General features: G+C 63.1%; 25 protein-coding genes. 4 read left to right on the top strand and 21 right to left on the bottom strand.

The genetic code is table 11. The annotated features are described in order from the left end of the window. Positions 1-2 precede the first annotated feature (2 nt). From LB568_RS19835 to LB568_RS19825, 3 genes are all read right to left on the bottom strand, one after another. On the bottom strand, positions 3-1,922 hold the full coding sequence (locus LB568_RS19835) for a potassium transporter Kup (protein ID WP_224731065.1): 1,920 nt from the start codon (positions 1,920-1,922) through the stop codon (positions 3-5). Between the two features lie 189 nt (positions 1,923-2,111). Next, complete coding sequence (locus LB568_RS19830) at positions 2,112-4,025, bottom strand: potassium transporter Kup (RefSeq protein ID WP_140575658.1); 1,914 nt, start codon at positions 4,023-4,025, stop codon at positions 2,112-2,114. Positions 4,026-4,125: 100 nt separating this feature from the next. Next, positions 4,126-4,866, bottom strand: coding sequence for a pyridoxine 5'-phosphate synthase (locus LB568_RS19825; RefSeq protein ID WP_224731064.1), 741 nt, complete (start codon positions 4,864-4,866; stop codon positions 4,126-4,128). A 150-nt stretch (positions 4,867-5,016) separates the two neighbouring features. Here LB568_RS19825 and LB568_RS19820 point away from each other — a divergent pair, with 150 nt between their 5' ends. Next, positions 5,017-5,436, top strand: coding sequence for an STAS/SEC14 domain-containing protein (locus tag LB568_RS19820; protein ID WP_013894772.1), 420 nt, complete (start codon positions 5,017-5,019; stop codon positions 5,434-5,436). A gap of 2 nt (positions 5,437-5,438) precedes the next feature. Here LB568_RS19820 and LB568_RS19815 read toward each other — a convergent pair whose 3' ends face one another. From LB568_RS19815 to LB568_RS19765, 11 genes are all read right to left on the bottom strand, one after another. Then, positions 5,439-6,566 (bottom strand): ATP-dependent DNA helicase, encoded by a 1,128-nt coding sequence (locus LB568_RS19815; protein ID WP_224731063.1) that lies wholly within the window; start codon positions 6,564-6,566, stop codon positions 5,439-5,441. A 140-nt stretch (positions 6,567-6,706) separates the two neighbouring features. After that, positions 6,707-7,060, bottom strand: coding sequence for a YybH family protein (locus tag LB568_RS19810; protein WP_224731062.1), 354 nt, complete (start codon positions 7,058-7,060; stop codon positions 6,707-6,709). Between the two features lie 82 nt (positions 7,061-7,142). Continuing rightward, positions 7,143-7,493, bottom strand: a complete 351-nt coding sequence (locus LB568_RS19805) for a nitrile hydratase accessory protein (RefSeq protein WP_224731061.1) — start codon at positions 7,491-7,493, stop codon at positions 7,143-7,145. Then, positions 7,480-8,139 carry a nitrile hydratase subunit beta gene (nthB, locus tag LB568_RS19800; protein WP_224731060.1) on the bottom strand — a complete coding sequence of 220 codons (660 nt, stop codon included), beginning with the start codon at positions 8,137-8,139 and terminating at the stop codon, positions 7,480-7,482. The genes LB568_RS19805 and nthB overlap by 14 nt, the downstream gene beginning before the upstream one ends. Beyond that, positions 8,136-8,759 carry a nitrile hydratase subunit alpha gene (nthA, locus tag LB568_RS19795; RefSeq protein WP_224731059.1) on the bottom strand — a complete coding sequence of 208 codons (624 nt, stop codon included), beginning with the start codon at positions 8,757-8,759 and terminating at the stop codon, positions 8,136-8,138. The genes nthB and nthA overlap by 4 nt, the downstream gene beginning before the upstream one ends. A gap of 79 nt (positions 8,760-8,838) precedes the next feature. Next, complete coding sequence (locus tag LB568_RS19790) at positions 8,839-12,000, bottom strand: efflux RND transporter permease subunit (RefSeq protein ID WP_224731058.1); 3,162 nt, start codon at positions 11,998-12,000, stop codon at positions 8,839-8,841. Further along, positions 11,997-13,292, bottom strand: coding sequence for an efflux RND transporter periplasmic adaptor subunit (locus tag LB568_RS19785; protein WP_224731057.1), 1,296 nt, complete (start codon positions 13,290-13,292; stop codon positions 11,997-11,999). Before LB568_RS19785 ends, LB568_RS19790 begins: the two co-directional genes overlap by 4 nt. A 215-nt stretch (positions 13,293-13,507) precedes the next feature. Next, on the bottom strand, positions 13,508-14,104 hold the full coding sequence (locus tag LB568_RS19780; protein ID WP_013894764.1) for a LysE family translocator: 597 nt from the start codon (positions 14,102-14,104) through the stop codon (positions 13,508-13,510). A gap of 135 nt (positions 14,105-14,239) precedes the next feature. Then, entirely contained in the window at positions 14,240-14,434 is a 195-nt protein-coding gene (locus tag LB568_RS19775) for a hypothetical protein (RefSeq protein WP_224731056.1), read from the bottom strand. Positions 14,435-14,556: 122 nt separating this feature from the next. Continuing rightward, entirely contained in the window at positions 14,557-15,132 is a 576-nt protein-coding gene (gene ilvN / locus LB568_RS19770; protein ID WP_013894763.1) for an acetolactate synthase small subunit, read from the bottom strand. An 84-nt stretch (positions 15,133-15,216) separates the two neighbouring features. Then, entirely contained in the window at positions 15,217-16,968 is a 1,752-nt protein-coding gene (locus tag LB568_RS19765) for an acetolactate synthase 3 large subunit (RefSeq protein ID WP_013894762.1), read from the bottom strand. A gap of 505 nt (positions 16,969-17,473) precedes the next feature. Here LB568_RS19765 and LB568_RS19760 point away from each other — a divergent pair. Then, complete coding sequence (locus tag LB568_RS19760; RefSeq protein WP_224731055.1) at positions 17,474-19,276, top strand: NAD(P)/FAD-dependent oxidoreductase; 1,803 nt, start codon at positions 17,474-17,476, stop codon at positions 19,274-19,276. A gap of 58 nt (positions 19,277-19,334) precedes the next feature. Here the strand turns inward: LB568_RS19760 and LB568_RS19755 are convergent, their stop codons facing one another. Genes LB568_RS19755 through LB568_RS19745 form a run of 3 tightly spaced genes read right to left on the bottom strand, consistent with a single transcriptional unit; the run spans position 19,335 to position 21,288 of the window. Beyond that, positions 19,335-19,529 carry a hypothetical protein gene (locus LB568_RS19755; protein WP_224731054.1) on the bottom strand — a complete coding sequence of 65 codons (195 nt, stop codon included), beginning with the start codon at positions 19,527-19,529 and terminating at the stop codon, positions 19,335-19,337. Between the two features lie 29 nt (positions 19,530-19,558). After that, positions 19,559-20,143, bottom strand: coding sequence for an HD domain-containing protein (locus LB568_RS19750; protein WP_013894759.1), 585 nt, complete (start codon positions 20,141-20,143; stop codon positions 19,559-19,561). After that, positions 20,140-21,288, bottom strand: coding sequence for a gamma-butyrobetaine dioxygenase (locus LB568_RS19745; protein WP_224731053.1), 1,149 nt, complete (start codon positions 21,286-21,288; stop codon positions 20,140-20,142). The genes LB568_RS19750 and LB568_RS19745 overlap by 4 nt, the downstream gene beginning before the upstream one ends. A 120-nt stretch (positions 21,289-21,408) precedes the next feature. Between LB568_RS19745 and LB568_RS19740 the strand changes: the two genes are divergently transcribed. Further along, positions 21,409-22,296, top strand: coding sequence for a LysR family transcriptional regulator (locus LB568_RS19740; RefSeq protein WP_224731052.1), 888 nt, complete (start codon positions 21,409-21,411; stop codon positions 22,294-22,296). Here LB568_RS19740 and LB568_RS19735 read toward each other — a convergent pair whose 3' ends face one another. The 3 genes from LB568_RS19735 to LB568_RS19725 are packed head-to-tail and all read right to left on the bottom strand — an operon-like array spanning position 22,297 to position 23,759. Further along, the gene (locus LB568_RS19735; protein ID WP_013894756.1) at positions 22,297-22,830 is read right to left on the bottom strand and encodes a GNAT family N-acetyltransferase; all 534 of its coding nucleotides are present in this window, start codon (positions 22,828-22,830) and stop codon (positions 22,297-22,299) included. It lies immediately after the preceding gene. Positions 22,831-22,882: 52 nt separating this feature from the next. After that, entirely contained in the window at positions 22,883-23,191 is a 309-nt protein-coding gene (locus LB568_RS19730; protein WP_224731051.1) for a hypothetical protein, read from the bottom strand. Between the two features lie 4 nt (positions 23,192-23,195). Then, positions 23,196-23,759: an XRE family transcriptional regulator gene (locus LB568_RS19725; protein WP_224731050.1), complete on the bottom strand. Its 564-nt coding sequence runs from the start codon at positions 23,757-23,759 to the stop codon at positions 23,196-23,198. Between the two features lie 166 nt (positions 23,760-23,925). On the opposite strand from LB568_RS19725, the gene LB568_RS19720 reads away from it, so the two are divergent. Beyond that, the gene (locus LB568_RS19720) at positions 23,926-25,761 is read left to right on the top strand and encodes an ATP-binding protein (RefSeq protein WP_013894752.1); all 1,836 of its coding nucleotides are present in this window, start codon (positions 23,926-23,928) and stop codon (positions 25,759-25,761) included. 215 nt (positions 25,762-25,976) lie between these two features. Here LB568_RS19720 and LB568_RS19715 read toward each other — a convergent pair whose 3' ends face one another. Then, positions 25,977-26,768, bottom strand: coding sequence for a GGDEF domain-containing protein (locus LB568_RS19715; protein ID WP_013894751.1), 792 nt, complete (start codon positions 26,766-26,768; stop codon positions 25,977-25,979). Positions 26,769-26,850: the final 82 nt, after the last annotated feature.

The raw sequence follows: 26,850 nt of genomic DNA, 5'->3' as shown, positions 1-26,850 counted from the left end.
CGTCAGATCGCCACCTGCGTGCCGATTTCCACGACGCGTCCAGTCGGGATCTGGAAATATTCGGTCGCATCGGCCGCGGTGCGTGCCAGGCCGATGAACAGCCGGTCCTGCCACACCGGCATGCCGGAATTGGGCGAGGCCTTGAGCGAGCGCCGCGACAGGAAGAACGACGTCGTCATGATGTCGAACTTCCAGCCCTGCTTGCGGCAGATCGCCAGGGCGCGCGGGATGTTGGGCTGCTCCATGTAGCCGAAGGTCAGCGTCACCCGCATGAAGAGCTCGTTGACCGTCTCCATCTTGACGCGGTCGCTGTCTGGCACAACCGGTTGCGGCGCCGTCACCACCGAAAGGATGACATTCTGCTCATGCAGCACCTTGTAGTGCTTGAGGCTGTGCATCAGCGCGGTCGGGGCGCTCAAGGGATCGCTGGTCAGGAACACCGCGGTGCCGGACACCAGCTGCGGCTTCTTCTTCAACAGATTGCCGGCGAGGAAATCGAGCGGGATCTCGTTGCGGCGGGTCTTGTCGAACAGATAGCGGCTGCCGCGCACCCATGTCCACATGCCAAGCACGATGGTGAAAGCCACCGCCAGCGATGCCCAGCCGCCTTCGAACACCTTGACGATGTTGGAGGCGAAGAAGCCGATGTCGATGAAGGCAAACAGGGCCGTCAGGCTGATCGCAACCCAGAGCCGCCATTTCCAGATGCGGGTCATGACGACATAGAGCAGCACCGTCGTCACCAGCATGTTGCCGGTCACCGAGATGCCATAGGCCGAGGCGAGCTTGCTGGACTCGCCGAAGCCAACCACCAGCATCATCACCACCAGCGCCAGCAACAGGTTGACGCGCGGCATGTAGATCTGGCCGGACTGTCTTTCCGACGTATGCAGGATTTCGAGCCGCGGCAGCATGTTGAGCTGCACCGCCTGCCGGGTCAGCGAGAAGGCACCCGAAATCACCGCCTGGCTGGCGATGACCGTCGCCGCGGTCGCCAGCACGACCATGGGAATAAGAGCCCAACCCTCGTTCATCTCGAAGAACGGATGGCCGACGACGCCATTCTTGGCCAGCACGAAGGCGCCCTGCCCGGCATAGTTGAGCAGCAGGCAGGGAAACACGATCGACAGCCAGGCGAGCACGATCGGCTTGCGGCCGAAATGGCCGAGATCGGCGTAGAGCGCCTCGGCACCGGTGACGGCGAGGAAGATGGCACCGATCGTCACGAAGGCAACGTCGGGCGAATGGATCAGGAAGGCGACGATATAGTGCGGGCTGATCGCCCACAGGATTTCCGGATCGGCGATGATGTGGTTGAGGCCCGAAAGGCCGATCGCCAGGAACCATACCGCCGTCACCGGACCGAAGACCAGTCCCACGCCGCCCGTGCCGAAACGTTGCACCGCGAACACTATGGCGAGAATGATCAGCGTCAGCGGCACGACATAGGGTTGGAAGGTCGGCGTGACGACATTCATGCCCTCGACCGCCGACAGCACCGAAATCGCCGGCGTGATGACCGCGTCGCCGAAAAACAGCGAGGCACCGACGATGCCGATGCCAAGGATGACCGCCGAGCGCTTCGGGAAACTGCCGCGCGCCAACGCCATCAGCGACAGCACGCCGCCCTCACCGCGATTGTCGGCACGCAGCACGAACATGATGTATTTGATGGTGACGATGATCGTCAGCGACCAGATGATCAGCGACAGCACGCCGAGAATATCGCCGCGTTGGGCAACGCTGCCGTGGGACGATGCCACCAGCGCCTCGCGAAAGGCGTAGATCGGGCTGGTGCCGATATCCCCATAGACCACACCAAGAGCACCCAGCATCAGCACCTTGGTGCTATGCTGTTCGATCTCCGGATGGCTCGACTGTTCGACGGGTTCTGCCTCACTACCAGCATTGGTAAGGGCCATGGGACGACACTCCGATAAGCGCGCGGTGCTCTACGCTTGCTGCAATGCAATATCAAGTGCCGTCACGTGATGGCTCCCATGCCGGCAACGCTAGGCTCCTTGGGAAATGGCCTGTAATCCAATGGGTCGCGGGCTGAATTCGTGGCTTCGGGAGCATGGCGAGCGCCCATAAGACCTGCCGTATCAGCCTTAGATAGCGACTTGCGTGCCGATTTCCACGACGCGTCCGGTCGGGATCTGGAAATATTCGGTCGCATCGGCCGCCGTGCGTGCCAGGCCGATGAACAGCCGGTCCTGCCACACCGGCATGCCGGAGTTGGGCGAGGCCTTGAGCGAGCGCCGCGACAGGAAGAACGACGTCGTCATGATGTCGAACTTCCAGCCCTGCTTGCGGCAGATCGCCAGGGCGCGCGGGATGTTGGGCTGCTCCATGTAGCCGAAGGTCAGCGTCACCCGCATGAAGAGCTCGTTGACCGTCTCCATCTTGACGCGGTCGCTGTCTGGCACCACCGGTTGCGGCGCCGTCACCACCGAAAGGATGACATTCTGCTCATGCAGCACCTTGTAGTGCTTGAGGCTGTGCATCAGCGCGGTCGGGGCGCTCAAGGGATCGCTGGTCAGGAACACCGCGGTGCCGGACACCAGCTGCGGCTTCTTCTTCAACAGATTGCCGGCGAGGAAATCGAGCGGGATCTCGTTGCGGCGGGTCTTGTCGAACAGATAGCGGCTGCCGCGTATCCAGGTCCACATGATCAGCCCCATCAGGCAGGCAACCGTGATCGATACCCAACCGCCTTCGAATATCTTCACGATGTTTGCCAGGAAGAAGCCGCTGTCGATGACGCCGAACAGCAAGGTCAGCGCCAGGGCGCCTGCCAGCCGCCATTTCCAAAGCTTGCGCATCACCACGAACAGCAGGATCGTTGTCATCAGCATTTCGCCGGTGACCGAGATGCCATAGGCGGAAGCCAGGGAGCTCGAGCTGCCGAAACCGACGACCAGCAGCATCACCCCCAAAGCGATGAGCAGGTTGACGCGCGGCATGTAGATCTGGCCGAGTTGCATTTCGGACGTATGCTGCACCTCGATGCGTGGCAGAAGGTTGAGCTGCACCGCCTGGCGGGTCAGCGAAAAGGCACCCGAGATGACTGCCTGGCTGGCGATGACGGTCGCGGCCGTCGCCAGTCCCACCATCGGCATCAGCGCCCAGTCGGGCAGCATCTGGAAGAATGGATTGGTCGGCCTCCCGTCATTGGCCAGCACAAAGGCGCCCTGCCCGAAATAGTTGAGCAGCAAGCATGGAAAAACCACGGAAAACCAAGCCAACACGATAGGCTTGCGTCCAAAATGGCCGAGATCGACATAGAGCGCCTCGGCCCCGGTCACCGCCAGGAACACAGCGCCGACGGTGACGAAGGCGGCCGTGGGTGTGCTGGCGAGATAGACGACCGCGTAATAGGGATTGATGGCCAGCAGGATCGACGGGTCGTCCGTCAGATGATAGAGCCCCGCGACGCCGATGGCCAGGAACCACAGCGCGGTCACCGGCCCGAACACCGCCGCCACCTTCCCCGTGCCGAAGCGCTGCACCGAGAACAGCACGGCCAGGATGACCAGCGTGATCGGCACGACGTAAGCGTCCAGTGTCGGGGTCACCACCCTGAGGCCCTCGACCGCCGACAGTACGGAGATGGCCGGCGTTATGATCGAATCGCCGAAAAACAACGCTGCGCCGCAAAGGCCGATCGCCAGGATGAGCCGCGCTCCCTTGGGATAGGCGCTGCGCGCCAGCGACATCAGCGACAGCGTGCCGCCCTCGCCCTTGTTGTCGGCACGAAGCACGAAGGCGACATATTTTATGGTCACGATGATCGTCAGCGCCCAGACGATCAGCGACAGCACGCCAAGCACGTGAACGCGCGTATCGATACCGGGCGAAGCGTGAAGCGCCTCGCGGAAGGCGTAGATCGGGCTGGTGCCGATATCACCATAGACGACACCGAGCGCACCCAGCATCAGAACCTTGGTGCTTTGCTTTTCGGCCCCTGAATGGCTCGATTGCTCGACGGTTTCGGCCTCGCTAACGCGACTGGCAAGGTCCATGGACCACTCCCCGACAAGCGCGCGGCGCTTCATGCATGCTGCGATGCGATGTCAATCGCACGCTATGGCTGCCATACCTGCAAAGCGACGCTCTCCACCCCTACCAGCCGCAGGCTCTGAGAAACCGACCCACCGTGCCGGCCATGCCATACTCCAACGCATCGGCTGTCAACCCATGTCCGATCGACACTTCGGCCAATGCCGGAATACGCCTTGCCAGCGCCGGCAGATTGTCCACTGTCAGATCGTGCCCGGCATTGACCTGAAGGCCGGCGGCGAATGCTGCATCGGCGGTTTTTCCAAGTCTTTCCAGCTCGTTAGCGGCCTTTTCGGAATCGGAATGGTAGCTGCCATAGGGGCCGGTATAGAGTTCGATCCGGTCGGCGCCGGTGTCGCGCGCCGCCGTCACGCCGGCAGGATCGGCATCGGAAAACAACGACACCCTGAAACCGCTCTTCTTCAGACGCCTGACGACCGGTGTCAGGAAAGCCGAGTCGGCGGCAAAGTTCCAGCCATGATCGGAAGTTGCCTGTGCCGGGTCATCGGGAACCAGCGTCACCTGTTCGGGCTGATGTTTTTCCACAAGCGCCAGGAAATCCTCGCTCGGGTAGCCCTCGATGTTGAACTCGGCTTGCGGAAACTCATCGTCGATCAGCGCCCTGATCTCGGGCAGGTCGGAATGCCTTGTGTGACGTTCGTCGGGACGTGGGTGGACCGTCAGCCCGTGCGCCCCGGCGGCAAGGGCAAGGCGGCCGACACCGATCACGCTTGGCCATGGCAGGTCGCGCCGGTTGCGCAGCATGGCGATGGCGTTGAGGTTGACGGAAAGCTTTGCGGGCATGGGCTGGCGTCCGTGAGATCAGGCGGTTGGCGCGCGCCGTTCAGCCGCGGCGCGCTTGAGACCGGGCATCTATAGCGCCTTTGACGGGAACAGATAGGGGGTTTTCGGTGTTCCAGAAGACCGCTATTTCCGCCAAAGGAGGCTCCGCCCGTGAATTTCCTGCAATCCGTGCCGGCGATCCGTCGCATCGACACCGATCGCGACGACCTGTTCGCAATCGATGTGGTCGGGCATGTCGCGGCGGCCGATGCGGAAAACCTGTTCGGCCTGCTGGAAGCGGCGTACGCGCTCCACCAGCGAATCGACGTGGCCGTGCGCATGGTCGATCACGACGGCGTCGATTGGACCGACATCTCCGACGAAACCCTCAAGCAGGGTGCCGTCCACGCACTGGAGCACATAGGCCGCTGCGCGGCAATCGGCACACCCGACTGGACGGCGGACGCACGACACGCCTTGCCGGCTTCGTCACCCATCGAATTCAGGCATTTCAAGGCCGAGGACGAAGCCGACGCCTGGGAATGGCTCGGGGTCCAGCGGGTCGGTGCGCGAGAGAAGCCATCGTCGTAACGCTACCTGACGATGGTCAGCCGCTCGGCGGCCCGGGTTATCGCGGTATAGAGCCAGCGCTGGCGCGTTTCCTTGAAGGCCCAGCTTTCATCGAACAGAACGATCTCGTTCCACTGCGAACCCTGCGCCTTGTGCACGGTCAGCGCGTAGCCGTAGTCGAAATCGTCGAAGCGCTTCTTCTGCTGCCAGGGGATTTCGGCATCCGGATCCTCGAATGCCGCCTTGAGCAGCTTGATCTTGGCGACGCCGCGGTCCGGATCGTCCTCTTCGGGCGAAACCAGAAGGTTGATGCCGGGCTTCACCGTCTCGCGCGACGAGGTCATCACCTTCCACAGCGAACCGTTGAGCAGCCCCTTGGCGGGATCGTTGCGCAGGCAGACCAGCTTGTCGCCGGCCTGCGGATAGTCGGCATTGAAGCCCTTGAGCTCGCGCAGGCGCTGGTTGTAGCGGCGGCGCGTGCGGTTGGTGCCGACCAGCACCTGGTCCGCCCTGAGCACCAACTCTTGGTTGACGTCTTCCTTGCCGATGACCTGCGCCGTGCCGTAGTCGCCGCGCATGAATTCTCGGCCCTCGCGCACGTCGAGCGCCAATCGCAGGATCGGATTGTCGCGCGCCTGCCGGTGGATTTCGGTGAGCAGGAAATCCGGCTCGTGGTCGGTGAAGAAGCCGCCGCCCGAGATCGGTGGCAACTGGCCAGGGTCGCCCAGCACCAGGATCGGCGTGCCGAAACTCATCAGGTCGCGGCCGAGCTGCTCGTCGACCATCGAGCATTCGTCGATGACGACCAGCTTGGCCCGCGAGATCGGGCTCTGCCGGTTGAGCGAGAAGGTCGGCGACATCGAGGTCTTGCCTGTCACCTCGTCCTCTACCGATTCCTCGCCCTTGGGCCGGTAGATCAGCGAATGGATGGTGCGGGCATTGACCGCCCCTTTGGAGCGCAGCACCTGCGCTGCCTTGCCGGTGAAGGCGGCGAACTGCACCTGGCCGTCGACATGCTCGGCGAAATAGCGCGCCAGCGTCGTCTTGCCGGTGCCGGCATAGCCGAACAGCCGGAACAGCTGCGGCTGGCCCTCTTTGAGCCAGCGGGCAACCGCTTGCAGCGCCTCGTCCTGTTGGGGTGAAAATTCCATCTGATCGTGTGACCGGATTCGCAGGGGAAAGACAAGGTCGATGCGGCAATGCCGCCGACAGTGCAAGCTATCAGGGGTGAATTAGAACGTAAAGGGAACGAATTGATCGGGTGTTTCAGTTCATGCCATGAACGGAATGACTATAGATATTGAGCGATGGACGGCTGATCGATCACCCAGAGCCAGCTTCCGTCATCTTGCCGGCGAGCGATTTCGGCAGTCACCAAGCCGCTGGGAAGGCGGGTCGAAGTGAGCGCCAGATCGCCGCAGACTATCGCCGGACGCTGATCTCCGAGATCAAATCGCCGCCCGGCTGCCACCAACTCAGCGTAGAAACTGCTGATAGCGTCGCGGCCGCGGGCGAACTGTCCGTTGCCGATGTCCAAGACAGCATCGGCTTCGTAAAGAGCCGTCATTCCGCCGACGTCTCCCGCTTGTTCGCGAAGAACCAGTAGCCGCGCCAGATCCTGTGGATCGCGAACATCACCAGGCATCGTTGGTTTCCTCAGACAGCGAACTCTCAACTAAAAATCAGTCGGCCGATTGAAAGTTCCCCGTCAGATCCCAGGATCGTTCTCAAGCAGGATCGTTCTCAAGCAGGATCGGCTTGCCGTGCGGGGTGGCATGGGCGGCACGCTCCCAGGCTTGCGCCATCGCGTCGACATCCGCCCTGGCGGCCAACCCCTTCGACGCAAGGAGGCTTTCCAGCGCTGCCAGCCAATGTTCGTAATAATCGTGGCCGTCAGCCGCGGCGTCCGGCTTCTTCACCTGCGCCGACAGGGCATCCGCCCACTCGTTCCACGAGAACAGGCCCTTGTCGTGCAGAGCAACCGTCAAGGCGAAGGCCTCGGCCTGCCAGGGCTCTGCAAACACCGGGGCATCGACCCCCGGCGGCAAATCGGCGGCGGTCCCTTCAGGCCGGCTCAAGATAGCTCTCCCAGGCGTCGATCGATACGGTCAGCGTCGGGTCGGCGCCCTCGCCCCAGATCTCCGTGCCATCGAAAACCACCGTGTAGACCCATTGCGGGTTCTCGCCTTGCCCGTGCGCGTTGGTGTCGGGAAAGACGAAGCCGTCGCGCACCGCCTCGATCGTGCCCTGTCTGCCGCGCGCATAGCGCGGCAGCCTGGTGTGGCCGGTCGGGTTGAAATTCTTTGTCCGCACGGCGTCGCCAGCCTTGAAGCGCGGCGCCGTCTCGACCGGCCGGTTGCATGGGCCGCCCTTGGCCAGAACGGCCGGAACGTTTTCCGCCTTCAGCACTCGTTTCGGCGTCGTCGCCGCATCGATCGCCTCGCCCGCCTTGAGATCGCGTTCGCTGACGAAACCATGCCGCTTGAGCAAGGTCTCCAGCGCCTTGATCCAGATCTGGTAATAGCTGGAGCCATAATAGTCGGCCGGATGCAGCGATTCCCGCGCGTGCCGGCTTTCGTCGATGTTCCAGGCTCCCATGGCGCCGGCCGTCAGCGTCACGCCGAGCGCCCGCCTCTCCCAATCCGCATGGAAATAGGGTTCATCTTTTTCAGGGACCACGGGCCCGAACCCCATCTGTCCGCCGAGATCCTGGGGACCGTTCATGCCGGCTCCCCCGTCTGTTCCGGTTCTTTGGCCAGCGCCGTGCCGATCATCGCGTCACGGCTCACCAGATCGGCCAGTTGCTCCTCGCTCCAGCCTTCGGTGCCCTGCGGCCGTTGTGGCACGACGAGATAGCGCAGCTCCGCGGTCGAATCCCAGACGCGGATCTTCTTGTCCACCGGCAGCGTCAGCCCGAATTCCTCGAGCACGCCGCGCGGGTCGATGACGGCGCGTGAACGATAGGGCGGCGCCTTGTACCAGACAGGCGGCAGCCCGAGCACCGACCACGGATAGCAGGAGCACAGCGTGCAGACGACGAGATTGTGCGTGTCATCGGTGTTGAACACCGCATGCATGTGCTCGCCCTGCCGGCCGGTGTAGCCGAGCGATTCGATGGCCGCCGTCGCGTCGCGCCTCAGCCAGTCGGCATAGGCAGGATCGCTCCAGGCTTTCGCCACCACCCTGGCGCCGTTGCGCGGACCGATCTTGGTCTCGTAGGTATCGACGATGACGTCGATCGCGGCCGGATCGATCAGCCCCTTGCGAGTCAGGATTGTCTCCAGCGCGCGCACCCGGGCGGCAAACGGATCGAGTTCGTTGTCGTGGTCATGATCATGGGACATTGCCACAAACTATGGCTCCGATCCGCCGGCCGCAAGCATGACGGCTTGGGCCAGCTTTTATCCGGACCGCATCAAGCCGTTACTCGGCGGCCGTTTTCTGCGGCTCGCCCTGGATGTCATCATTGGTGCCGAACAATGACGGCTGATCGCCTACGTCGACAACATGCAACTCCGCCTTGCGCTTCGGCATCAGTCCGACCAGCCAGCCCGAGAAATTCTCCATGTAGACATAGATCACCGGCGTCACGAACAGGGTCAGCGCCTGCGAGGCGAGCAGGCCTCCGACGACCGCGACACCCAGCGGCTGGCGGAGTTCCGCGCTGGCGCCGGTGCCGAGCGCGATCGGGAAGGTGCCCATAAGTGCTGCCAGCGTCGTCATCATGATCGGCCGGAAACGCATCAGGCAGGCCTTGTGGATGGAATCGGTGGCCGACATGCCTTCTCGTCGCAGTTCGAGCGCGACGTCGACCATCATGATGCCGTTCTTCTTGACGATGCCGATCAGCATCAGGATGCCGATCACAGCGATAACGGAGAGATCCATGCCAGCGAAGCGCAAAGCAACGAGGGCGCCAAGCACCGCCGACGGCAGGCCGGTCAGAATGGTGAGCGGGTGGATGAAGCTCTCATAGAGGATGCCGAGCACGATGTAGATGGTCAGGATGGCGCCGCCGATCAGCAGGCCCTGGTTGGCAAGCGAATCCTGGAAGGTCTTGGCGGTGCCGGCGAAGGACGTCGAGATCGCCGTCGGCATGCCGATCTGCTCCTTCAGCGCGCTGATGCGGGCCGTACTGTCGCCGAGCGCCACGCCTTGCGGCAAATTGTAGGAGATGGTCACCGCCGGAAGCTGGCCGAGCTGGTTGACCGTCAGGGCGCCGGCCGTGCGGTCGACGCGCGCGAAGGCGCCGAGCGGAACCAGGCTGCCGCTCGCCGTCCGCATCTGGATGGCGAGCATCCGCTCGGGTGACCATTCGATCTTGGGATCGAGCTCGGTGATGACCTCATAGCTGTCAGCCGAGCCGAAGATCGTCGACACCTGGTCGGTGCCGAACCCGCCATAGAGAGCGGTGCGCAGCGTGTCGGTGTCGATGCCGAGCTGGGCGGCCTTGTCGCGATCCACCACCAGCGATGCCTGCAGCGCATTGTTCTGCAAATCGCTGGTGACGTCGGTGAAGGTCGCATGATCGGCCGCCATCGCGTCATTGAGTTTCTGTGCCCAGATATCGGTCTGGCCGGTGTCCAGCCCCTGAACCACGAGCTGGTAGGCGCTGGCCGACGAGCGCGAACCCAGTCTCAGGTTCTGCACCGGCTGCATGTAGGTCTCGATGCCCGCCACGCCGGCCAGTTGCTTGCGCAGATCCGAAAGCACCTTCTCGATATCGGGACGCTGGTCCTTGCCCTTGAGCTGGACGAAGAGCTGCCCCTGGTTGAGCGCATTGTTGCCGCTGCCCGCCGACCACGCGACATGGTCGACATAGGGCGAATGCGAGAACACGCTGGCCACCTGCCCCTGCAGCTTGGCCATGGCGTCGAACGAGATGTCCTGGCGCGCGATGGTCGTCACCGAGATCTGGCCGATATCCTCCTGCGGGAAGAAGCCCTTCGGCGATACCTGGATCAGCCACACCGACGCCGCCGCGGTGCCGATGAAGACGAGGAACACCAGGAAGGTGTGCCGCAGGCAGAAGCTGAGGACGCGGTCGTAGCCGCGCGTGATGAAATCGCGCTTGTGGCCCGCACCGTGTGCTTCGCGGTCGGCCTTGGTCACCGACAGCAGCCGCGAGCACAGCATCGGCGTCAGCGTCAGCGACACGAACATCGACGCCAGGATGGCGACCGTCACCACGACGGCGAACTCGTTGAAGATGCGCCCGATCACGCCGCCCATCAGAAGCACCGGGATGAACACGGCGACCAGCGAGATCGAGATCGAGATGATGGTGAAGCCGATTTCGCGCGCGCCCTTCAGCGACGCGTCGAAGGCAGACAGCCCATCCTCCTCCATATGGCGGAAGATGTTTTCGAGCATCACGATGGCGTCGTCGACGACAAGGCCAACCGCGAGCGTCAGTCCCATCAGCGAGATGTTGTCGATGGAAAAGCCGAACAGGAACATCGCGCCGAGCGTGGCGATCAGCGAGATCGGCACCGCCACGGCCGGAATGATGGTCGCCGTCACCCGGCGCAGGAACACGAAGATCACCATCACCACCAGCGCGATGGTCAAAAGCAGCGTGAACTGCACGTCGTCGACGGCCTGGCGGATCGAGGTCGAGCGGTCGTTGAGCAGCTTGATCTGGGCCGCGGCCGGCATCTGGTCCTGGAAGGACGGCAGCATCGCCTTGACCTTGTCGACGACGTCGACCGTGTTGGCGTCGGGCTGGCGCTGGACGGCCATGATGATCGCGCGGGTACCGTCATACCAACTCGCCGTCGTCGTGGTCTGCACGGAATTGACGACGCGGGTCACCTCGCCCAGCCGCACCGGGTGGCCGTTCTTGGTGGCGATGATGAGGTTGGAGAAGCCGGCGGCGTCGGTCAACTGGGTGTTGGCGGTGATGGTCAGCTGCTGCTTGTTGTTCTGCAGCACGCCGAGCGGCGTGTTGCTGTTGGCGGACGCGACCGCCGCCTGCAGCTGATCGATCGAGATGCCGCGGGCGGCAAGCGCGGTCGGGTCGATCTGGATGCGCACCGCGTATTTCTGCTGGCCGAAGATCGAGACCTGCGCCACCCCGTCGATGGTCGACAGCGACGGCGAGATGACGTTTTCGGCGAAGGCATCGAGGTCGGTCAGCGGAACCGTGTCGCTGACCAGCGACATCAAAAGGATCGGCGCGTCGGCCGGATTGACCTTGCGATAGCTCGGCGGCGACGTCATCTGCGGCGGCAATGATTTCTGCGTGCGCGCGATCGCCGCCTGCACGTCGGCCGCCGCCGCGTCGATATCGCGGTTGAGCACGAACTGGATGGCGATCGAAGTCTGACCAAGCGAGTTCGTGGTCGAAATCGAATCGATGCCGGCGATGGTCGCGAACTGCTTGATCAGCGGCGTCGCCACCGACGTCGCCATGGTTTCCGGCGAGGCGCCGGGCAGCGAGGCCGAGACGTTGACCACCGGGAATTCGGCGCTGGGCAGTGCGGCCACCGGCAGGAATTTGTAGGCGAACAGTCCGCCCAGCACGAGAGCGAACGACATCAGGAGCGTGGCGACGGGCCTGCGAATGCAGAATTCGGAGATCATTGGGCCGCCCCGCCGGCATTGGTCGCCTCGGCCACCTTGGGCGCTGCCGTGGAGGCGCCCTCATGCACGGCGGCACCGTTCTTCAACCTGGTCTGGCCTTCGGTGACCACCTTCTCGCCAGCTTTCACTCCCTGGCTGATGGCGCTGTTCTCGCCTTCGGTCAGCGCCACTTGCACCGGCCGCATCTCGACGGTGTTGTCGGGCTTGACCACATAGACGAACGGCCCCTTCTGGCTCGGCTGCACCGCGACCGTGGGAACCGAGGTCATCCGCGGCATGACGCCGGCGTCGAGGACGACATTCACATATTGGCCCGGCCACAGCGAGAGATCGGCGTTCGGTATGCTGGCTCTCGTGGCGATGGTGCCGGAAGCCGTGTCGACGCTGGAATCGACGAAATCGAGCGTACCCTTGCCGATCGGCGTCGGGTCGCCGTCCTGGGTCAGCGTCACCGCCCCTTGCTGCGGATTGGCCAGCGCCTTGTGCAGCAGCGCAAGGTTGCTTTCCGGCAGATTGAAGTTCACCTGCAGCGGGTCCATCTGGGTGATGGTCACCAACGGCGTCGCCGTGCTGCTGTTGCCATTGCTGACGGTGACAAGATCGCCGACGGCGACATTGACGGCACCCAGCCTGCCGGCGATCGGCGCTGTGATAGTGGCAAAGCCAAGCTGGACGTTGTCGGCATCGATCGTCGCTTTGTCGGCATCGACGGTCGCCGCCGCGGCCTTCTGCGCGGCAACCGCCTGGTCGTAGGTTTGCTGCGTGCCGGCCTGCTTGGCGACGAGATCCTTGGCGCGCTGAAGATCGGAATTCGAGCTGGCGAGCAGGGCTTGGTCCTTGGCGAGCGTCGCCTGGTCCTTGGCGAGCTGCGCCTTCAGCGCTCGGTCATCGAGCGAAAGCAGGAGATCGCCGGCCTTCACCATCTGTCCGTCCTTGACGTCGATGGAGACGATCTGGCTGGACACCCGCGCGTTGATATTGACCACCGCCGGAGAGGAGACGAAGCCGATGGCATAGCGCCGGATCGGGAAGTCGGCCGTCGTCGCCGTCGCCGAGACGATCGAGGCCGAACGCGCACCATTGCCGCCAGCCGCCTGCTTGCCGCCTGCCTGTTTGTCCCCAGCCTGAGTGTCCCGGGCCTGCTTGTCAGATGCCTGCTTGTCCGATGCAGCCGCGACCTGCTTTGCGCCGATCAACTGTTGGGCCCGGCTCAGTGCGTCGGGAGACAGATAGAGCCAGGCAGCACCCGCGCAGGCGACCGCCAGCAAAGAAAGAATGACTTTTCCACGCATCGACAAAAGGCCCTCTCTGTCCGACACGCCATAGCCAGGTGGTCGTATTCTAGCGCAACTCACGGCTCACTGCCGCGATTTCGCCGAATAGATAGGACACGCCTTTGTCGGAAAAGGGCCAAAACACGGCATTACGAAGATTTAATGTGCACTGCACAATGGATGTGCACCCGGCATGGCCGCTGGCCGAAGCTACGACGAGCCCCGAGGAAGTCCTATTTCAACATCGGCCAAAGCGTCGCCGCCAGCAGCACGCCCATGCCGATGTTGAACCATTTCAGCCGTACCGGATCCGACAGGAAACCGCGCAGCGCCGTGCCGAATCCCGCCCATACCGAGACGCTCGGCAGGTTGACGATGGTGAAGGCCACCGAGATCAGCGCCACCGACAGGAAAGGGTGCTCCGGATTGCTGTAGACGGCCATGGCGGTGATCGCCATTACCCAGGCCTTGGGATTGACCCACTGGAACGCCGCCGCATCGATGAAGCGCATCGGTCGCCCGCTTGCCTCGCCCTTGCCTGCGAACGAGCGCGACATGGCGATCTTCCAGGCGAGGTAGAGCAGATAGGCGGCGCCGGCGATCTTCAACGCCGTATGCAGCGCCGGAAACGCCGTCAGCACGGCACCAAGGCCAAGGCCGACGGCAAGCAGCAGCACCAGGAAACCGATGCTGATGCCAAGCATATGCGGCACGCTCCTGACCAGGCCGAAATTCACACCTGAAGCCAGCAGCATCAGATTGTTCGGCCCCGGCGTGATCGAGGTCACGAAGGCGTAGACCAAAAGTGCGAGGAATGCGTCGAGGGTCATGACGGCTCACAAAGGTCAGTAATGTTGACTAAATCGACCGGGCGCCGGACGCAACTTCATTCGATTGGTCCAATGCGCCCGCCGCGATCCGACGGCTGATTTCCCGGGCGCGCCCGACCGGATAAATTGGGGCGATCAGTCTCGACGACGGCTATACTTCAGCCACCAAAGAAACCAACTGAAGACGACGATGCATCCGGCATGGAAGAAGATTCCATCCCAGAATCTCGTTGGATTGTCTGCATAGGCGACCCATTCAACGGTTCGTCCGACAGGGACAGTCATCGTCACCCAGGCATGGGCAAGCACCCAAATCGAGAATGCGATCATGGCGTACATCATCACATGTATCGCCAGTTCTTGTCGCGGGGTCATGCGCCACCAATTCTCAAACCGTCTTTCGGACTGCCTTGTCCCAACGTGAATGCAGAATCTGAACGCCGTATGAATTCTTACATCCCCTGCGGGCCGCGGTTCATCGCCGCCACGCCGGTGCGGCAGATCTCGACCAGGCCGAGCGGCTTCATGATGGCGATGAACTGGTCGAGCTTGGAGCCCTTGCCGGTGATCTCGAAGATGAAATGTTCGGTGTTGGCGTCGATGACCGACGCGCGGAAAGCGTCGGCCAGCCGCAGCGCCTCGACGCGGGCTTCGCCGGTGCCGGCGACCTTGACCAATGCCAGTTCCCGCTCCAGCGGCCGCTCCTGGCCGAACTCGTGCGAACGCACGGTAAGGTCGACCACGCGGTGCACCGGAACGATGCGCTCGAGTTGATGCTTGATCTGCTCCAGCACATGCGGCGTGCCGCGGGTCACGATGGTGATCCGCGACAGGTGCTTTTCATGTTCGGTCTCGGAAACGGTCAGGCTCTCGATGTTGTAGCCGCGACCGGAGAATAGCCCGATGACCCGGGCAAGCACGCCCGGCTCGTTGTCGACCAGCACGGAAAGCGTGTGGTTTTCCGGCCGCTCCGTCTCCTTGGCGATGAAGTAGGCGGAGCCGGTCGGTTGAAGATGCTGTGCGTTCATGACATGAATCTCGATTTCAAACTCTTGATCTAACGATCTGTTTCCGCACGGCTTCTCGCGACAGCCCTGCCCTGGCTTCGCGCTCTAGACCAGTTCCCTGCCCTTGGCGTCGATGGCGTTGGCCACGGCCTCGTCCGTCGCCTCGTCCGGCAGCAGCATCTCGTTGTGTGCCTTGCCCGACGGGATCATCGGGAAGCAGTTGGCGAGCGTCGCCACCCGGCAGTCGAACAGCACCGGCTTCCTGACCGAAATCATCTCCTTGATCGCGTCGTCCAGCTCGTCGGGCTTTTCGCAGCGGATGCCGTGGCCGCCATAGGCTTCCGCCAGCTTGACGAAGTCCGGCATCGCCTCGGTGTAGGAATGCGACAGCCGGTTGCCGTGCAGCAGCTGCTGCCACTGGCGCACCATGCCCATGTACTGGTTGTTGAGGATGAAGATCTTGATCGGAGCATCGTGCTGCACCGCCGCGCTCATCTCCTGCATCGTCATCTGCACCGAGGCGTCGCCGGCGATGTCGACGACCAGCGCATCGGGATGCGCGATCTGCACGCCGAGTGCTGCCGGCAGGCCGTAGCCCATCGTGCCCAGCCCACCTGACGTCATCCAGCGGTTCGGCTTCTCGAAATGATAATGCTGCGCTGCCCACATCTGGTGCTGGCCGACCTCGGTGGTGATGTAGGTGTCCATGTCCTTGGTCAGTTCGTAGAGCCGCTGGATAGCGTATTGCGGCATGATGACCTCATGGTTCATCTTGTAGGCGAGTGAATCGCGACCGCGCCATTTGGCGATCTGCTCCCACCAGGGATAGAGCGCCTTCTTGTCGGCCTTGGCGGTCGCCCGCCACAGCCGCACCATGTCCTCCAGCACCCGGCCGACATCGCCGATGATAGGCACTTCGGTGTGCACGTTCTTGTTGATGGACGACGGGTCGATGTCGATGTGGATCTTGCGCGAGTTCGGCGAGAACGCTGTCAGCCGGCCGGTGATGCGGTCGTCGAAGCGCGCGCCGATACAGATCATCACGTCGCAGTCATGCATGGCCATGTTGGCTTCGTAGGTGCCGTGCATGCCGAGCATCCCCAGCCAGTTCTTGCCCGACGCCGGATAGGCGCCGAGCCCCATCAGCGTCGAGGTGATCGGGAAGCCGGTGAGATCGACCAGTTCGCGCAAGAGATGGCTCGCCTCCGGGCCGGAATTGATGACGCCTCCGCCCGAGTAGATGATCGGCTTCTTCGCGGTCGCCATCAGCTCGACCGCCGCCTTGATCTTCTCCAGATCGCCCTGGACCTTGGGCTGGTAGCTGGTGCGCGGCGCGATCTGCGGCGGGACATAAAATCCCTTGGCGAACTGCACGTCCTTCGGAATGTCGACGACCACCGGGCCGGGACGGCCGGTCGTGGCGACATGGAAGGCCTCGTGTATCGTCGCCGCGAGTTCGTTGACGTCCTTCACCAGCCAGTTGTGCTTGGTGCAGGGGCGCGTGATGCCGACCGTATCGCATTCCTGGAACGCGTCGGAGCCGATGAGCGACGTCGGGACCTGCCCGGTCAGGCAGACCAGCGGGATCGAATCCATCAAAGCGTCCTGCAGCGGCGTCACCGCATTGGTGGCGCCGGGGCCGGAGGTCACCAGCATGACGCCGGCCTTGCCGGTCGAGCGCGCATAGCCTTCGGCCGCGTGGCCCGCACCCTGCTCGTGCCGCACCAGAATGTGCTCGACCTCGTCCTGCTGGAAGATCTCGTCGTAGATCGGGAGAACCGCGCCGCCGGGATAACCGAAGACATGCTTGACGCCATTGTCCTTCAGCGCCTGCACCACCATTTCGGCGCCCGTCATTTCGGCTCTTGGCATTTCGCGCCGTTCACTTTGTCCGTTGCTCATCGGTTTGGTCCCGTACTGTCGCCCTTTGGGCGTTGCCATTTGGCTGCTGCTGGTCGTTTAGTCGTGTTTTAGGCAATAAAAAAGGCCCCCGAGGGAGCCTGTGTGTTGCGCATGGGAGGTTTTCGCCCGGCGGTTACACCGCCTTGCCCACGCGCCTTCCTACGAGAATGAGTGCCTTTTTCATGATGGCGGACACTAAGGGCGGGCAAGGCAGGCTGTCAACGGCAAAAATCGCGACGCCGATGAAGCCGCTTCCCAATTTGAAAAATACCCGTCACGATTTCGCGACGGACACGGCGTCAAACCGGCTTGGCAGCATGTTTTCCGGATAAGTCCTTGAAGCCACGCGAAACTATGGTGGGGCGTGACGAAGGCTATTCTCATTGCCAATACTTGATTGTCCGGCTTTGCAAGTCGGGAGGAGCAACCATGACGGCCTGGATTTCACGGAGGAAAACTTATGCTCGACAAGCCCCCAGACAAGAAACTGTCCGACCTGCTCGATCAATTCGGCGCTGCCCTGGCCGCCAATGACATCGAGAAGGCAGTCGGCTGTTTTCAGGAGGACTGCTACTGGCGCGACCTCGTCACCTTCACCTGGAACATCAAGACCATGGAAGGCAAAGACCAGGTCCGCGACATGCTGAAGAGCCAGTTGTCGAAGACCAAGCCATCACGCTTTGCCATCGCCAGGGATGAGGACGCGACCGAGAGCGACGGGCTGATCGAAGGCTGGATCAGTTTCGAGACCGAAGTGGCGCGCGGCTTTGGCCATGTCAGGCTGAAGGACGGCAAGATCTGGACGCTGCTGACCACCATGGTCGAATTGAAAGGCCATGAGGAACCGGCGGGCTTCGCGCGGCCGATGGGCGCCAGGCATGGCTCGGGCAAGAACCGCCCGACATGGAAGGAAGAACGCGAGAAGGAGGCGGCCGAACTCGGCTTCAAGACGCAGCCCTACACGGTCATCATCGGCGGCGGCCAGGGCGGCATCGCGCTCGGCGCGCGGCTGCGGCAGCTCGGCGTGCCGGCCATCATCATCGAGAAGAACGAGCGCGCCGGCGACAGCTGGCGCAAGCGCTACAAGTCGCTCTGCCTGCACGATCCGGTCTGGTACGACCATCTGCCCTATATCGATTTCCCGAAGAACTGGCCGGTCTTCTCGCCCAAGGACAAGATCGGCGACTGGCTGGAAATGTACACCAAGGTGATGGAGCTGAACTACTGGTCCTCGACCGAGGCCAAGAGCGCCTCCTATGACGAGGAGAAGAAGGAATGGACCGTCGTCGTCCACCGCGACGGCAAGGACATCACCCTGAAACCCAAGCAGCTGGTGCTGGCCACCGGACAGTCCGGCAAGGCCAATCTGCCGAACTTCAAGGGCATGGAGAATTTCAAGGGCGACCAGCATCACTCCTCGAAGCATCCCGGCCCCGATGCCTATGCCGGCAAGAAGGCGGTTGTCATCGGCTCCAACAATTCCGCCCACGACATCGCCGCCGCGCTTTGGGAGGCCGGCGCCGACGTCACCATGGTGCAGCGCTCGAGCACCCATATCTCCAGATCCGACACGCTGATGGAAATCGGCCTGGGCTCCCTCTACTCGGAACAGGCGGTTCAGAACGGCATCACCACAGCCAAGGCCGATCTGATCTTTGCCTCCCTGCCCTACAAGATCCTGCACGAATTCCAGATCCCGGCCTATGCCGAGATGAAGAAACGCGACGCGGCGTTCTACAAGGGACTGGAGAAGGCCGGTTTCATGCTCGACTGGGGCGACGACGAGTCAGGCCTGTTCATGAAGTACCTCAGGCGAGGCTCCGGCTACTATATCGATGTCGGCGCTTCCCAGCTGGTCATCGACGGGTCGATCAAGCTGAAGAGCGGTGTCGACGTCGAAGAGATCAAGCAGCATTCGGTTCTGCTCAGCGACGGGTCGGAACTGCCTGCCGACCTTATCGTCTACGCCACCGGCTACGGCTCGATGAATGGCTGGGCCGCCGATCTGATATCGCGCGAAACGGCGGACAAGGTCGGAAAGTGCTGCGGCCTCGGCTCGAACACCACCAAGGATCCCGGCCCTTGGGAAGGCGAGTTGCGCAACATGTGGAAGCCGACGCAACAGGAAGCGCTGTGGTTCCACGGCGGCAATCTGCACCAGTCGCGCCACTATTCGCAGTTCCTGTCGCTGCAGTTGAAAGCCAGGCATGCCGGGCTGCCGACGCCGGTCTACGGACTTCAGCAGGTGCACCACAAAGGCTAACGACACACCCAGCCTTCTTGAATCTCCGCGCGGCATGTTCGCCGCGCGGGCCTTCGTTTCAGCCGCGCAACGTCACGCCGCTTGCCTCGGCCCAGCGCTGGATGACCTTGCGCTCGTCGGGCAAGGCGGGGCGAGCCGGCTGGGCCTCCCCCGCGATCGATCGATGATGCGGCGGAGCGTCAGGTAGATGCTCGCGGCACGCATCCGGCCGGTGTGCGGCGACCGCAGTGTCGCCGTCGAAGCAGAAGCACATGGGCGGTCTCCTCCCGGTGACTGGTTGCGTCAGGCGCGGTTGGCGAAGTCGCGAACCACCCGCTGCAGCAACGGCACATAATCGCGAAACGCCCGCGTCTTCATGTCGGCGACCTTGCCGCCCTCGTCCCAGATGCGAACCCGAACGGCGTCCTCATGGAACGGGTTCTTGCGGAACTCGGCCACCTCGTCCGCGTTCATCGGCCCGCCTTGCAGCGAGAGCGTGTGAACCGAAGCCGGCGACAGCTTGGAGAAATAGGTCGGGTCGGTGGCGCAGAGATAGCGCTTGGCCGCCACGTGCAGCCTGACGCATTCGACGATGACAGGCGGAAAGAACGGCGCCAGCACCTCGCCGCCGGCTTCGTCATGGTGCTTGTCCTCGACATCCTCGGGCGAGTAGGTGCCGAACTCGCTGGTGTAATGGCCGATGTCGTGCAGCAGCGCGGCCGCCACCAGCACCTCGGGCGCACCGTCCTGCTCCGCCAGCCATGCCCCCTGCAGCATGTGCTCGGACATCGTCACCGGCTCGCCAAGATAGGATTCCGCGCCGCGGCGCTCGAAAATGTCGGCGATGAATTCGACGATGTTGTCCGCGTTCAAATCCTGGCCGCTCATTCCGCGGCCACCTTGAAACCCTGCTCGATCGCGGCGAGCGTCGACAACAGGCCGTCCTTGTCGGCGTAGCATCCTTGCAGCCAGCGCTTGCCGGTGCCCGAAAACGCCTTGCGGGCATGCATGACGCGGGTGTTGTCGACGATGAAGGCCTGGCCGGGCTCGAGCTTGAAAGTGACTTCGAAGGACGGATCCTCGATCAGCTCGGCGAACCGGCGATAGGCGGCGTAGTAGGCCTCCATGTCGGCGAAGGGCACGTCGACGGTCGGCGCCAGCGAGCGGTTGTTGAAGCGGATGCAGATCAGTTCGCCATCGGGACCGAGCTCGATCATCGGACGCTTGGCCTGCAGCCGCACGCCCGACGAGCCGGCATATTCGAAACGCGCCGGGCATGAACTCAACAGGCGGAAGCCTTCCGGGTTCTCGGCCTGCAAGGCAGCCGCGACGGCAAAACCGTCGACAACGCTCGATTCGCCGCCCTCCACCGTATTCTCGATGCAGGACAGGATCTGCAGCGTCGGCACCGGATCGCGATAGGGGTTGTCGGTGTGTGCCTGGAGGCCGAGATTGGTGTAGGCAAGATTGTTCGGATTGACCTCGGCGCGCACCTCGAACCAGCGGCCGTAATTGGTTTCCCTGATGTAGCCGAACAGGTCGGACACTTTGCAGAGGGCTCCGGATTCGGCCGGCAGGCCGTCCATCACCGCAAAGCCATAGGTCCTCACCGCCGAAAGCCATTCCCTCAGGACACCGCGGCCGTGACTGGCTGCCGGGTAGCTGGTGCGCGGCAGCGAATTCTGCATCGTCGCTTTCGTCCAGCGCTGGATATCGCCCGTCCAGCCCGGCTGGCGAAGCTCATCGCGGTCATAGGCGTTGGCACTCAGCCATTGCGCGGGAAAGCTGACCGTTTTTCCTTCCGGCACGAAGCTGACCTCCAGCATGCCAGCCTTGATCGCCGCCGCGCCAATTCTCGTCTCGGCCGGAATGTCGAGGATGGTGATGAGGCGCTGGCCGTTGCCGGCGCTGCGCGTCTTGTCGTCGAGCGCGTTGTCGCGCAGCCAGATGGCGTGAAAGCGGGTGCGTCTCCCGTCCTTCCAGCCAAGTTCGATTGTTCTGCCTTCGTCGCCAACCAGCGCGTGGGTGAGCATGGAAATCCGTCCCTGTCCGCTACACCCCACGGCCCGATCCGCGGGGTTTCGATTGCATGTTCGCCCCACGAAAGGCATAACTCAAATTATCATTTTTTGGCCAAAGACCGCAGATAGCTAATGCCTCGAAAAACCATTCCCACCTTGCCGCCGCTCGACTGGCTGCGCAGTTTCGAGGCTGCCGCGCGGCTGTCGAATTTCACGGCGGCGGCCGCCGAACTCGGCCTCACCCAGGCGGCCGTCAGCCAGCACATCCGGTTTCTGGAGGAGCGGCTGAAGACCCGGCTGTTCTCGCGGTTGGCGCGAGGCGTCGCGCTCTCGCCGGAAGGCGCCGCCTACCTGCCCCACATCCAGTCGGCCTTCGCTACCATCTCCAGCAGCACGACGGAGCTGTTCGAGCCGCGCGCCGTCCAGACCGTCTCGATCCGGGTGCCGATCTCCTTCGCCTTGCTGGTGCTGGTTCCGGCACTTCCCGATCTCGCCCAGGCACTGCCGCGCATCCAGCTCGATCTTGTGACGATCCACCGCCCGACCGACTACGATCTGCCGGGGTCGGTGCTGGATATCCGCTTCGGCAACGGCGCCTTTCCCGGGCGCGAAGCCGACAGGCTGACCGCCGAGCGGCTGGTGCCGGTGGCGGCTCCAGCCTTGGCTGCCGATGCCGACTGGACATCCCTGCCGCTGCTTCTGGTCGCCGGTGCACGCGAAATGTGGGCGGAATGGTTCGCGGCGGCCGGATTGGCTGGCCACCTCCAGCGATCGCACCGCTTCGACAGTTTCGTCGCCGCCATGGAAGCGGCGCGCGCCGGTGCCGGCGTGCTTTTGGGGTCGCGCCCGCTGATCGATGCGGCGCTCGACAGCGGAACACTGGTCAGGCTCTCGGATTTCGAGCTTTCCAGCAGCTCGGGGCATTTCCTGACCAAGGCATCGACCGCACAGCTCACCAGCGCCGAGCAGGATTTCCGCACCTGGCTGCTGGGGCGCCTCTCCGGTGTGGCCTCGGCCTGACTATACCCCTACCCGTGTGCCGATACGCTTCCAGTAGATCAGCGTGCCGGTCAGGCCGCCATGCGGTTTCAGCGCATAGTCCGGGATTTCGCCGGCCAGGGTGAAACCAAGCCTCTCGTAGAGGCCCGAAGCGCCCTCCTCCGTCGCCGTATCCAGAACCAGCAGCGTGCGCCCCTTCTCGACGGCGAGACGCTCCGCGGCCCGCATCAGGCGCGTCCCGACACCCCTGCCCCGGTGTTCGACCGATGTCATCAGCTTGGCGATCTCGGCCCGGTGCGGCTGGTTGGGTGGGCAGTCGAGCAGCAGGGTGACGGTGCCGACCAGGGCCTTGCCGTCCCAGGCGCCAAGCACCGCCCTTTCCCCTTTTGCCGCCGCTGCCAGCGATCTTTCCCAGAATGCGGTTGCCGCTTCCGGTGCCAGCGGATGCATGAAGCTGACCGATCCGCCGGCGGCAACCGTTTCGACCAGCAGGTCGGCCAGCATCGCCAGCGTGTCCGGACGTGCGCCGAGAGCTTCGATTTCGATGGAATTCATGCCTTCGATATCCTTTGGAAGCAGTGAAATGAGTGAAGCAAGCTCGTCCCGGTCAGCCCAGTTGGCGCACACGGCGCCGTTTGCGCGCGGCCTTGATGGCGCTGATGCGGTCGGCGTCTTCTTGCCCAAGATGACGCCCGCGCTCGAGGATCTCGAGCGTGTATTCCTCATAGGTCAGGCCCAGCCGCTCGGCCTTGTCCATGCGCATCAGCATGACATCACGGCTCGGCGCTTTCCACGCCTTGGCATGGGCGGCCTGCCAGGCGAGGAAGATGTAGGGATCGCCCTTGCCCCATGGCGGTCCCTTGTAGTCATCGAGAGGCGGCCCCCCATTGTGGGAGCGCTTTGGCCGTCTTGCCATGATCTCAGCCCCTGACCAGCGCGACGAGATAGTCGGCGCCCGGCTCCAGCGCATGGAAGGTGCAGTCCGACGGCGCTCCAAGCGCCAGGCAGTCGCCGGGCTGGAGCCTGTGTGCCACATTGCCCTCGATGAATTCCAGCCGCCCGGAAATCAGCCATATCTGCTGTTTGATGAAGGCGTAGGATGCGGCCGGAAAACTGACCTTGGCGCCCGCCGGCAGATGCACCTTGATCAGTTCGAGCGGCATGTCGCAGGCCGGTGAAAGATGCCGCCTGACATAGCCGGTATCGGGATCGCGCCATACCGGTTGATCGCTCGCGCGCAGCAGCCCACCACCCTGCAATTCCGCCCGTGCGATCAACGTCGACAGCGTCATGCCGAACGCCGCGGCGATCCGCACCAGAAGAGCCGCGGTCGGGCTGGTCTTGCCGCGCTCGATCGTGCTCAACATAGCCTTGGAAACCCCGGATCGCTCGGCAAGCTCCGCCAGCGACCAGTCACGCATGACCCTCTCGGCGTGTATGCGCCTGCCGATGGTGGAGGAAATGTCGTTCGCTATATCATCCATTCGTCCAGTATAGCGAAATTCCAAGATTGGAGACAAGATGGGAGAAGAGCCATCTCGCGACAATTTTAGCTGGCTCTTTAATCCTCTCTACACCATCCGACCTCACCCGACCTTAACCCCGTTCCTGTAGGGTCGATGCTCCAGGGAAATGGGGATTGTCCTGTCCATGTTTGTCGAACGCGAAGCTTCCGTCGGAGAACCGACATCGCAGGAGCGCCGCCACGCGGAGCAGAACGACAGGCGCATCCTTGGCAATGTCGTGCAATGCGACGGCGCCCGCGCCACCATCAGCGCCTTTGCAGATGAAGTCGACGGCGCGGTCACCGGCCTGTGGACGGTCGGCAAGATGATCTCGATCAACCTGGGCACGACGCGCACCGTTGGTCTCGTCTATGCGATCGGCAAGTCGGACCGCGCCTGGAACAATGAAGGCCAGAACGCCATCGAGGTCAGCATCGAGTTGATCGGCGAAGTGCGTGACGGTGCTGAGCCCGGCGCCAAGCCGATCTTCGACCGCGGCATCACCACTTATCCGCATATCGGCGCCGTCGCGCACCGCATCCGCAGCCGGGATCTGCAGGCGGTCTACGATCTGGCCGGCCGCCATTCCATCACCATTGGCTCGCTGTCGCAGGACGAGACGATCGCCGCCAACATCGCCATCGACGACACGCTGGCGCGCCACTTCGCCATCGTCGGCACCACCGGCGTCGGCAAATCCACCGCCGTCTCGCTCCTGCTGCGCAAATCGATCGCAGCGCGGCCGGATCTGCGCATCCTGATCCTTGACCCGCACAACGAGTTCGCGGCATCGCTGCCCGAATATTGTGTCAGGGTCGATTCCAAGACGCTCGACCTGCCGTTCTGGATGTTCAAGCTGGAGGAGTTCGCCGAGGTGCTGTTTCGCGGGCGCGAGACGGTGCCGGAGGAGATCGACGCCTTGCGCGACCTCATTCCGCTCGCCAAGAACCTCTACCGCAACCCGAATTCGGGCGCGTACCTCAGGCGCGGCAACGACGCGCTGACCGCCGATACGCCGATACCCTACCGCATCGCGGACCTGCTCAAGCAGATCGACGAGCGCATGGGCATGCTCGAAAGCAAGAACGAGCGCCCGACGCTCAAATCGTTGAAGACGCGCATCGAATCCGCGGCCGCCGATCCGCGCTACCGCTTCATGTTCAGTTCGCGTCTGATCGAGGACACCATCCACGAGACGATCGGCAACATCTTCCGCGTACCGCATCACGGCCGCCCGGTGACCTGCTTCGAGATGGCCGGCATGCCCTCCGAAGTGGTCAATTCCGTCTGTTCGGTGCTGGCGCGCCTGGCCTTCGACCTTGCTTTGTGGAGCGAAGGCAAGCTGCAGCTCCTGCTGCTGTGCGAAGAGGCGCATCGCTACATGCCGGCCGACGCCCGCCTCGGCTTCGCGCCGACTAGGCACGCGCTGTCGCGTATCGCCAAGGAAGGCCGCAAATACGGCTGCTATCTCGGCGTCGTCACCCAGCGTCCGGGCGAACTCGACCCGACCATCCTGTCGCAGTGCTCGACCTTCTTCGCCATGCGCCTCGCCAACGAGCAGGACCAGGCGATCATCCGTTCGGCCATCGCCGACTCGTCCGCCTCCACGCTCGCCTTCCTGTCGTCCATGGGCCAGCGCGAAGCCATCGCCTTCGGCGAAGGCGTGGCGACGACCATGCGGCTGAAGTTCGAAAGACTGCCCGCCGAGTTGCTTCCCGGTGCATCGAAGCGAGAGCAGCAGGAAGCAGCGAAACTAAACGACGACGTCGATCTGGTGGCGATCGTCGAGCGGTTGCGTAACGTGCCCAAGCCGCAGCCGCAGGGCATGCCGTTCGCCGAAGTGGTCGATTCCGGCAGGCAGGCAGGCGATCCCGACTATCGCAAGCCGCCGGCCACCACCCGCGTCCAATCGGACGACGATTTCGACATGCGCTACGGCCTCAAGCCTGCCACCTTCGGCCTGCGCCCGCAGAACGATTGAGCCTGGCGTCAAGTCCATCCGTCGTTAGCTCCGAGCAACATCCAAGGGCCAGCTTCGTTGGCCAGCTTGGGCAAATCCCGTCAGGGAATTCGTCAGGCTGAGTCCGGATGGTGCTGTTTTTGAGAACCGGAGCGGAGCGGACATTCAGTGCGTGAGCACCGGAAGCGCAGAAGTCGGCATCAAACGGCCGGCCTCACGAATTCAGTGATGGGATTTTAGGCGCAGACGCGGTTGCGGCCTTGCCGCTTAGCTTCATAGAGCTGGCGGTCGGCGCGGCGATAGAAATCTTCCGCCGTTTCCTGCCTGTCCCAGACGGCAAGGCCGACGCTGGTCGTGATCTTGAGCCGGACATTGCCTGTCAGCACGGACATGTTGGCGATCGCCTTGCGGATGCGCTCGGCAAACTTGCCCAGAAGCTCCGCATCCATGTTGGGCGTAACCACGGCAAACTCCTCGCCGCCCAGCCGCGCCACCACGTCGTGGTAGCGTGTCATGTCCTTCAGGCAACTGGCCACCGCCCTCAGCACCTCGTCGCCGACGTCGTGGCCGTGTGTGTCGTTGACCTGCTTGAAATGATCGAGGTCGAGGATCATCAGCCCGACCGGCTTTTCGATGCGCCTGAACTCTTCGAGATATTCCTTCAGCGCGTCGTCGAAATAACGCCGGTTCTGCATACCGGTCAGGCTGTCGGTCAGGGCCGCGTGCTCGAGCGTTTCGGAGCGTGCACTGAGCGAAACCGTCATGGCGCGCAGCTTGCCTTCTTCCGTCGCCTGTTTGCGGATCAGCGGGTAGATGAAGAAGATGCCGAAAAACAGTGCTGTCGCAAGCAGCACGCCTGTCGCGAACAAAAGCTTGTTGAGGTAGATGACCTTGTCCAGGCCCGAAGCCGTATGGAGTTCCGTGGCGAAGGATTGCAGTTGTCCATAGGCATGCAGCGTCACCAGGCCCGCGGCCAGGATCACGAAGATAAAGACGAAAAATGCTGATTCCGCCTTATGGAAACGCATCTGCTCCCCGATGGAAAAGTGCCCATCGACTTTATGGCACGGACCGACTTACGGAGCGTTAACTTGGACAACCTCGGCGGGA

The sequence above is a fragment of the Mesorhizobium sp. B263B2A genome, from assembly GCF_020165775.1.
GTDB lineage: Bacteria > Pseudomonadota > Alphaproteobacteria > Rhizobiales > Rhizobiaceae > Mesorhizobium > Mesorhizobium opportunistum.
Note: the sequence above shows the minus strand (reverse complement) of the source record. Positions and strands in the feature narration are given on the sequence as shown.

Bases quoted from the DNA above. Each gene is read 5' to 3' on its own strand.
- LB568_RS19835 (WP_224731065.1), bottom strand. From the start codon at position 1,922: ATGGCCCTTACCAATGCTGGTAGTGAGGCAGAACCCGTCGAACAGTCG.
- LB568_RS19830 (WP_140575658.1), bottom strand. From the start codon at position 4,025: ATGGACCTTGCCAGTCGCGTTAGCGAGGCCGAAACCGTCGAGCAATCG.
- LB568_RS19825 (WP_224731064.1), bottom strand. From the start codon at position 4,866: ATGCCCGCAAAGCTTTCCGTCAACCTCAACGCCATCGCCATGCTGCGC.
- LB568_RS19815 (WP_224731063.1), bottom strand. From the start codon at position 6,566: ATGGAATTTTCACCCCAACAGGACGAGGCGCTGCAAGCGGTTGCCCGC.
- LB568_RS19810 (WP_224731062.1), bottom strand. From the start codon at position 7,060: ATGCCTGGTGATGTTCGCGATCCACAGGATCTGGCGCGGCTACTGGTT.
- nthB (WP_224731060.1), bottom strand. From the start codon at position 8,139: ATGAACGGTCCCCAGGATCTCGGCGGACAGATGGGGTTCGGGCCCGTG.
- nthA (WP_224731059.1), bottom strand. From the start codon at position 8,759: ATGTCCCATGATCATGACCACGACAACGAACTCGATCCGTTTGCCGCC.
- LB568_RS19790 (WP_224731058.1), bottom strand. From the start codon at position 12,000: ATGATCTCCGAATTCTGCATTCGCAGGCCCGTCGCCACGCTCCTGATG.
- LB568_RS19785 (WP_224731057.1), bottom strand. From the start codon at position 13,292: ATGCGTGGAAAAGTCATTCTTTCTTTGCTGGCGGTCGCCTGCGCGGGT.
- LB568_RS19780 (WP_013894764.1), bottom strand. From the start codon at position 14,104: ATGACCCTCGACGCATTCCTCGCACTTTTGGTCTACGCCTTCGTGACC.
- LB568_RS19775 (WP_224731056.1), bottom strand. From the start codon at position 14,434: ATGATCGCATTCTCGATTTGGGTGCTTGCCCATGCCTGGGTGACGATG.
- ilvN (WP_013894763.1), bottom strand. From the start codon at position 15,132: ATGAACGCACAGCATCTTCAACCGACCGGCTCCGCCTACTTCATCGCC.
- LB568_RS19765 (WP_013894762.1), bottom strand. From the start codon at position 16,968: ATGACGGGCGCCGAAATGGTGGTGCAGGCGCTGAAGGACAATGGCGTC.
- LB568_RS19760 (WP_224731055.1), top strand. From the start codon at position 17,474: ATGCTCGACAAGCCCCCAGACAAGAAACTGTCCGACCTGCTCGATCAA.
- LB568_RS19755 (WP_224731054.1), bottom strand. From the start codon at position 19,529: ATGTGCTTCTGCTTCGACGGCGACACTGCGGTCGCCGCACACCGGCCG.
- LB568_RS19750 (WP_013894759.1), bottom strand. From the start codon at position 20,143: ATGAGCGGCCAGGATTTGAACGCGGACAACATCGTCGAATTCATCGCC.
- LB568_RS19745 (WP_224731053.1), bottom strand. From the start codon at position 21,288: ATGCTCACCCACGCGCTGGTTGGCGACGAAGGCAGAACAATCGAACTT.
- LB568_RS19740 (WP_224731052.1), top strand. From the start codon at position 21,409: ATGCCTCGAAAAACCATTCCCACCTTGCCGCCGCTCGACTGGCTGCGC.
- LB568_RS19735 (WP_013894756.1), bottom strand. From the start codon at position 22,830: ATGAATTCCATCGAAATCGAAGCTCTCGGCGCACGTCCGGACACGCTG.
- LB568_RS19730 (WP_224731051.1), bottom strand. From the start codon at position 23,191: ATGGCAAGACGGCCAAAGCGCTCCCACAATGGGGGGCCGCCTCTCGAT.
- LB568_RS19725 (WP_224731050.1), bottom strand. From the start codon at position 23,759: ATGGATGATATAGCGAACGACATTTCCTCCACCATCGGCAGGCGCATA.
- LB568_RS19720 (WP_013894752.1), top strand. From the start codon at position 23,926: ATGTTTGTCGAACGCGAAGCTTCCGTCGGAGAACCGACATCGCAGGAG.
- LB568_RS19715 (WP_013894751.1), bottom strand. From the start codon at position 26,768: ATGCGTTTCCATAAGGCGGAATCAGCATTTTTCGTCTTTATCTTCGTG.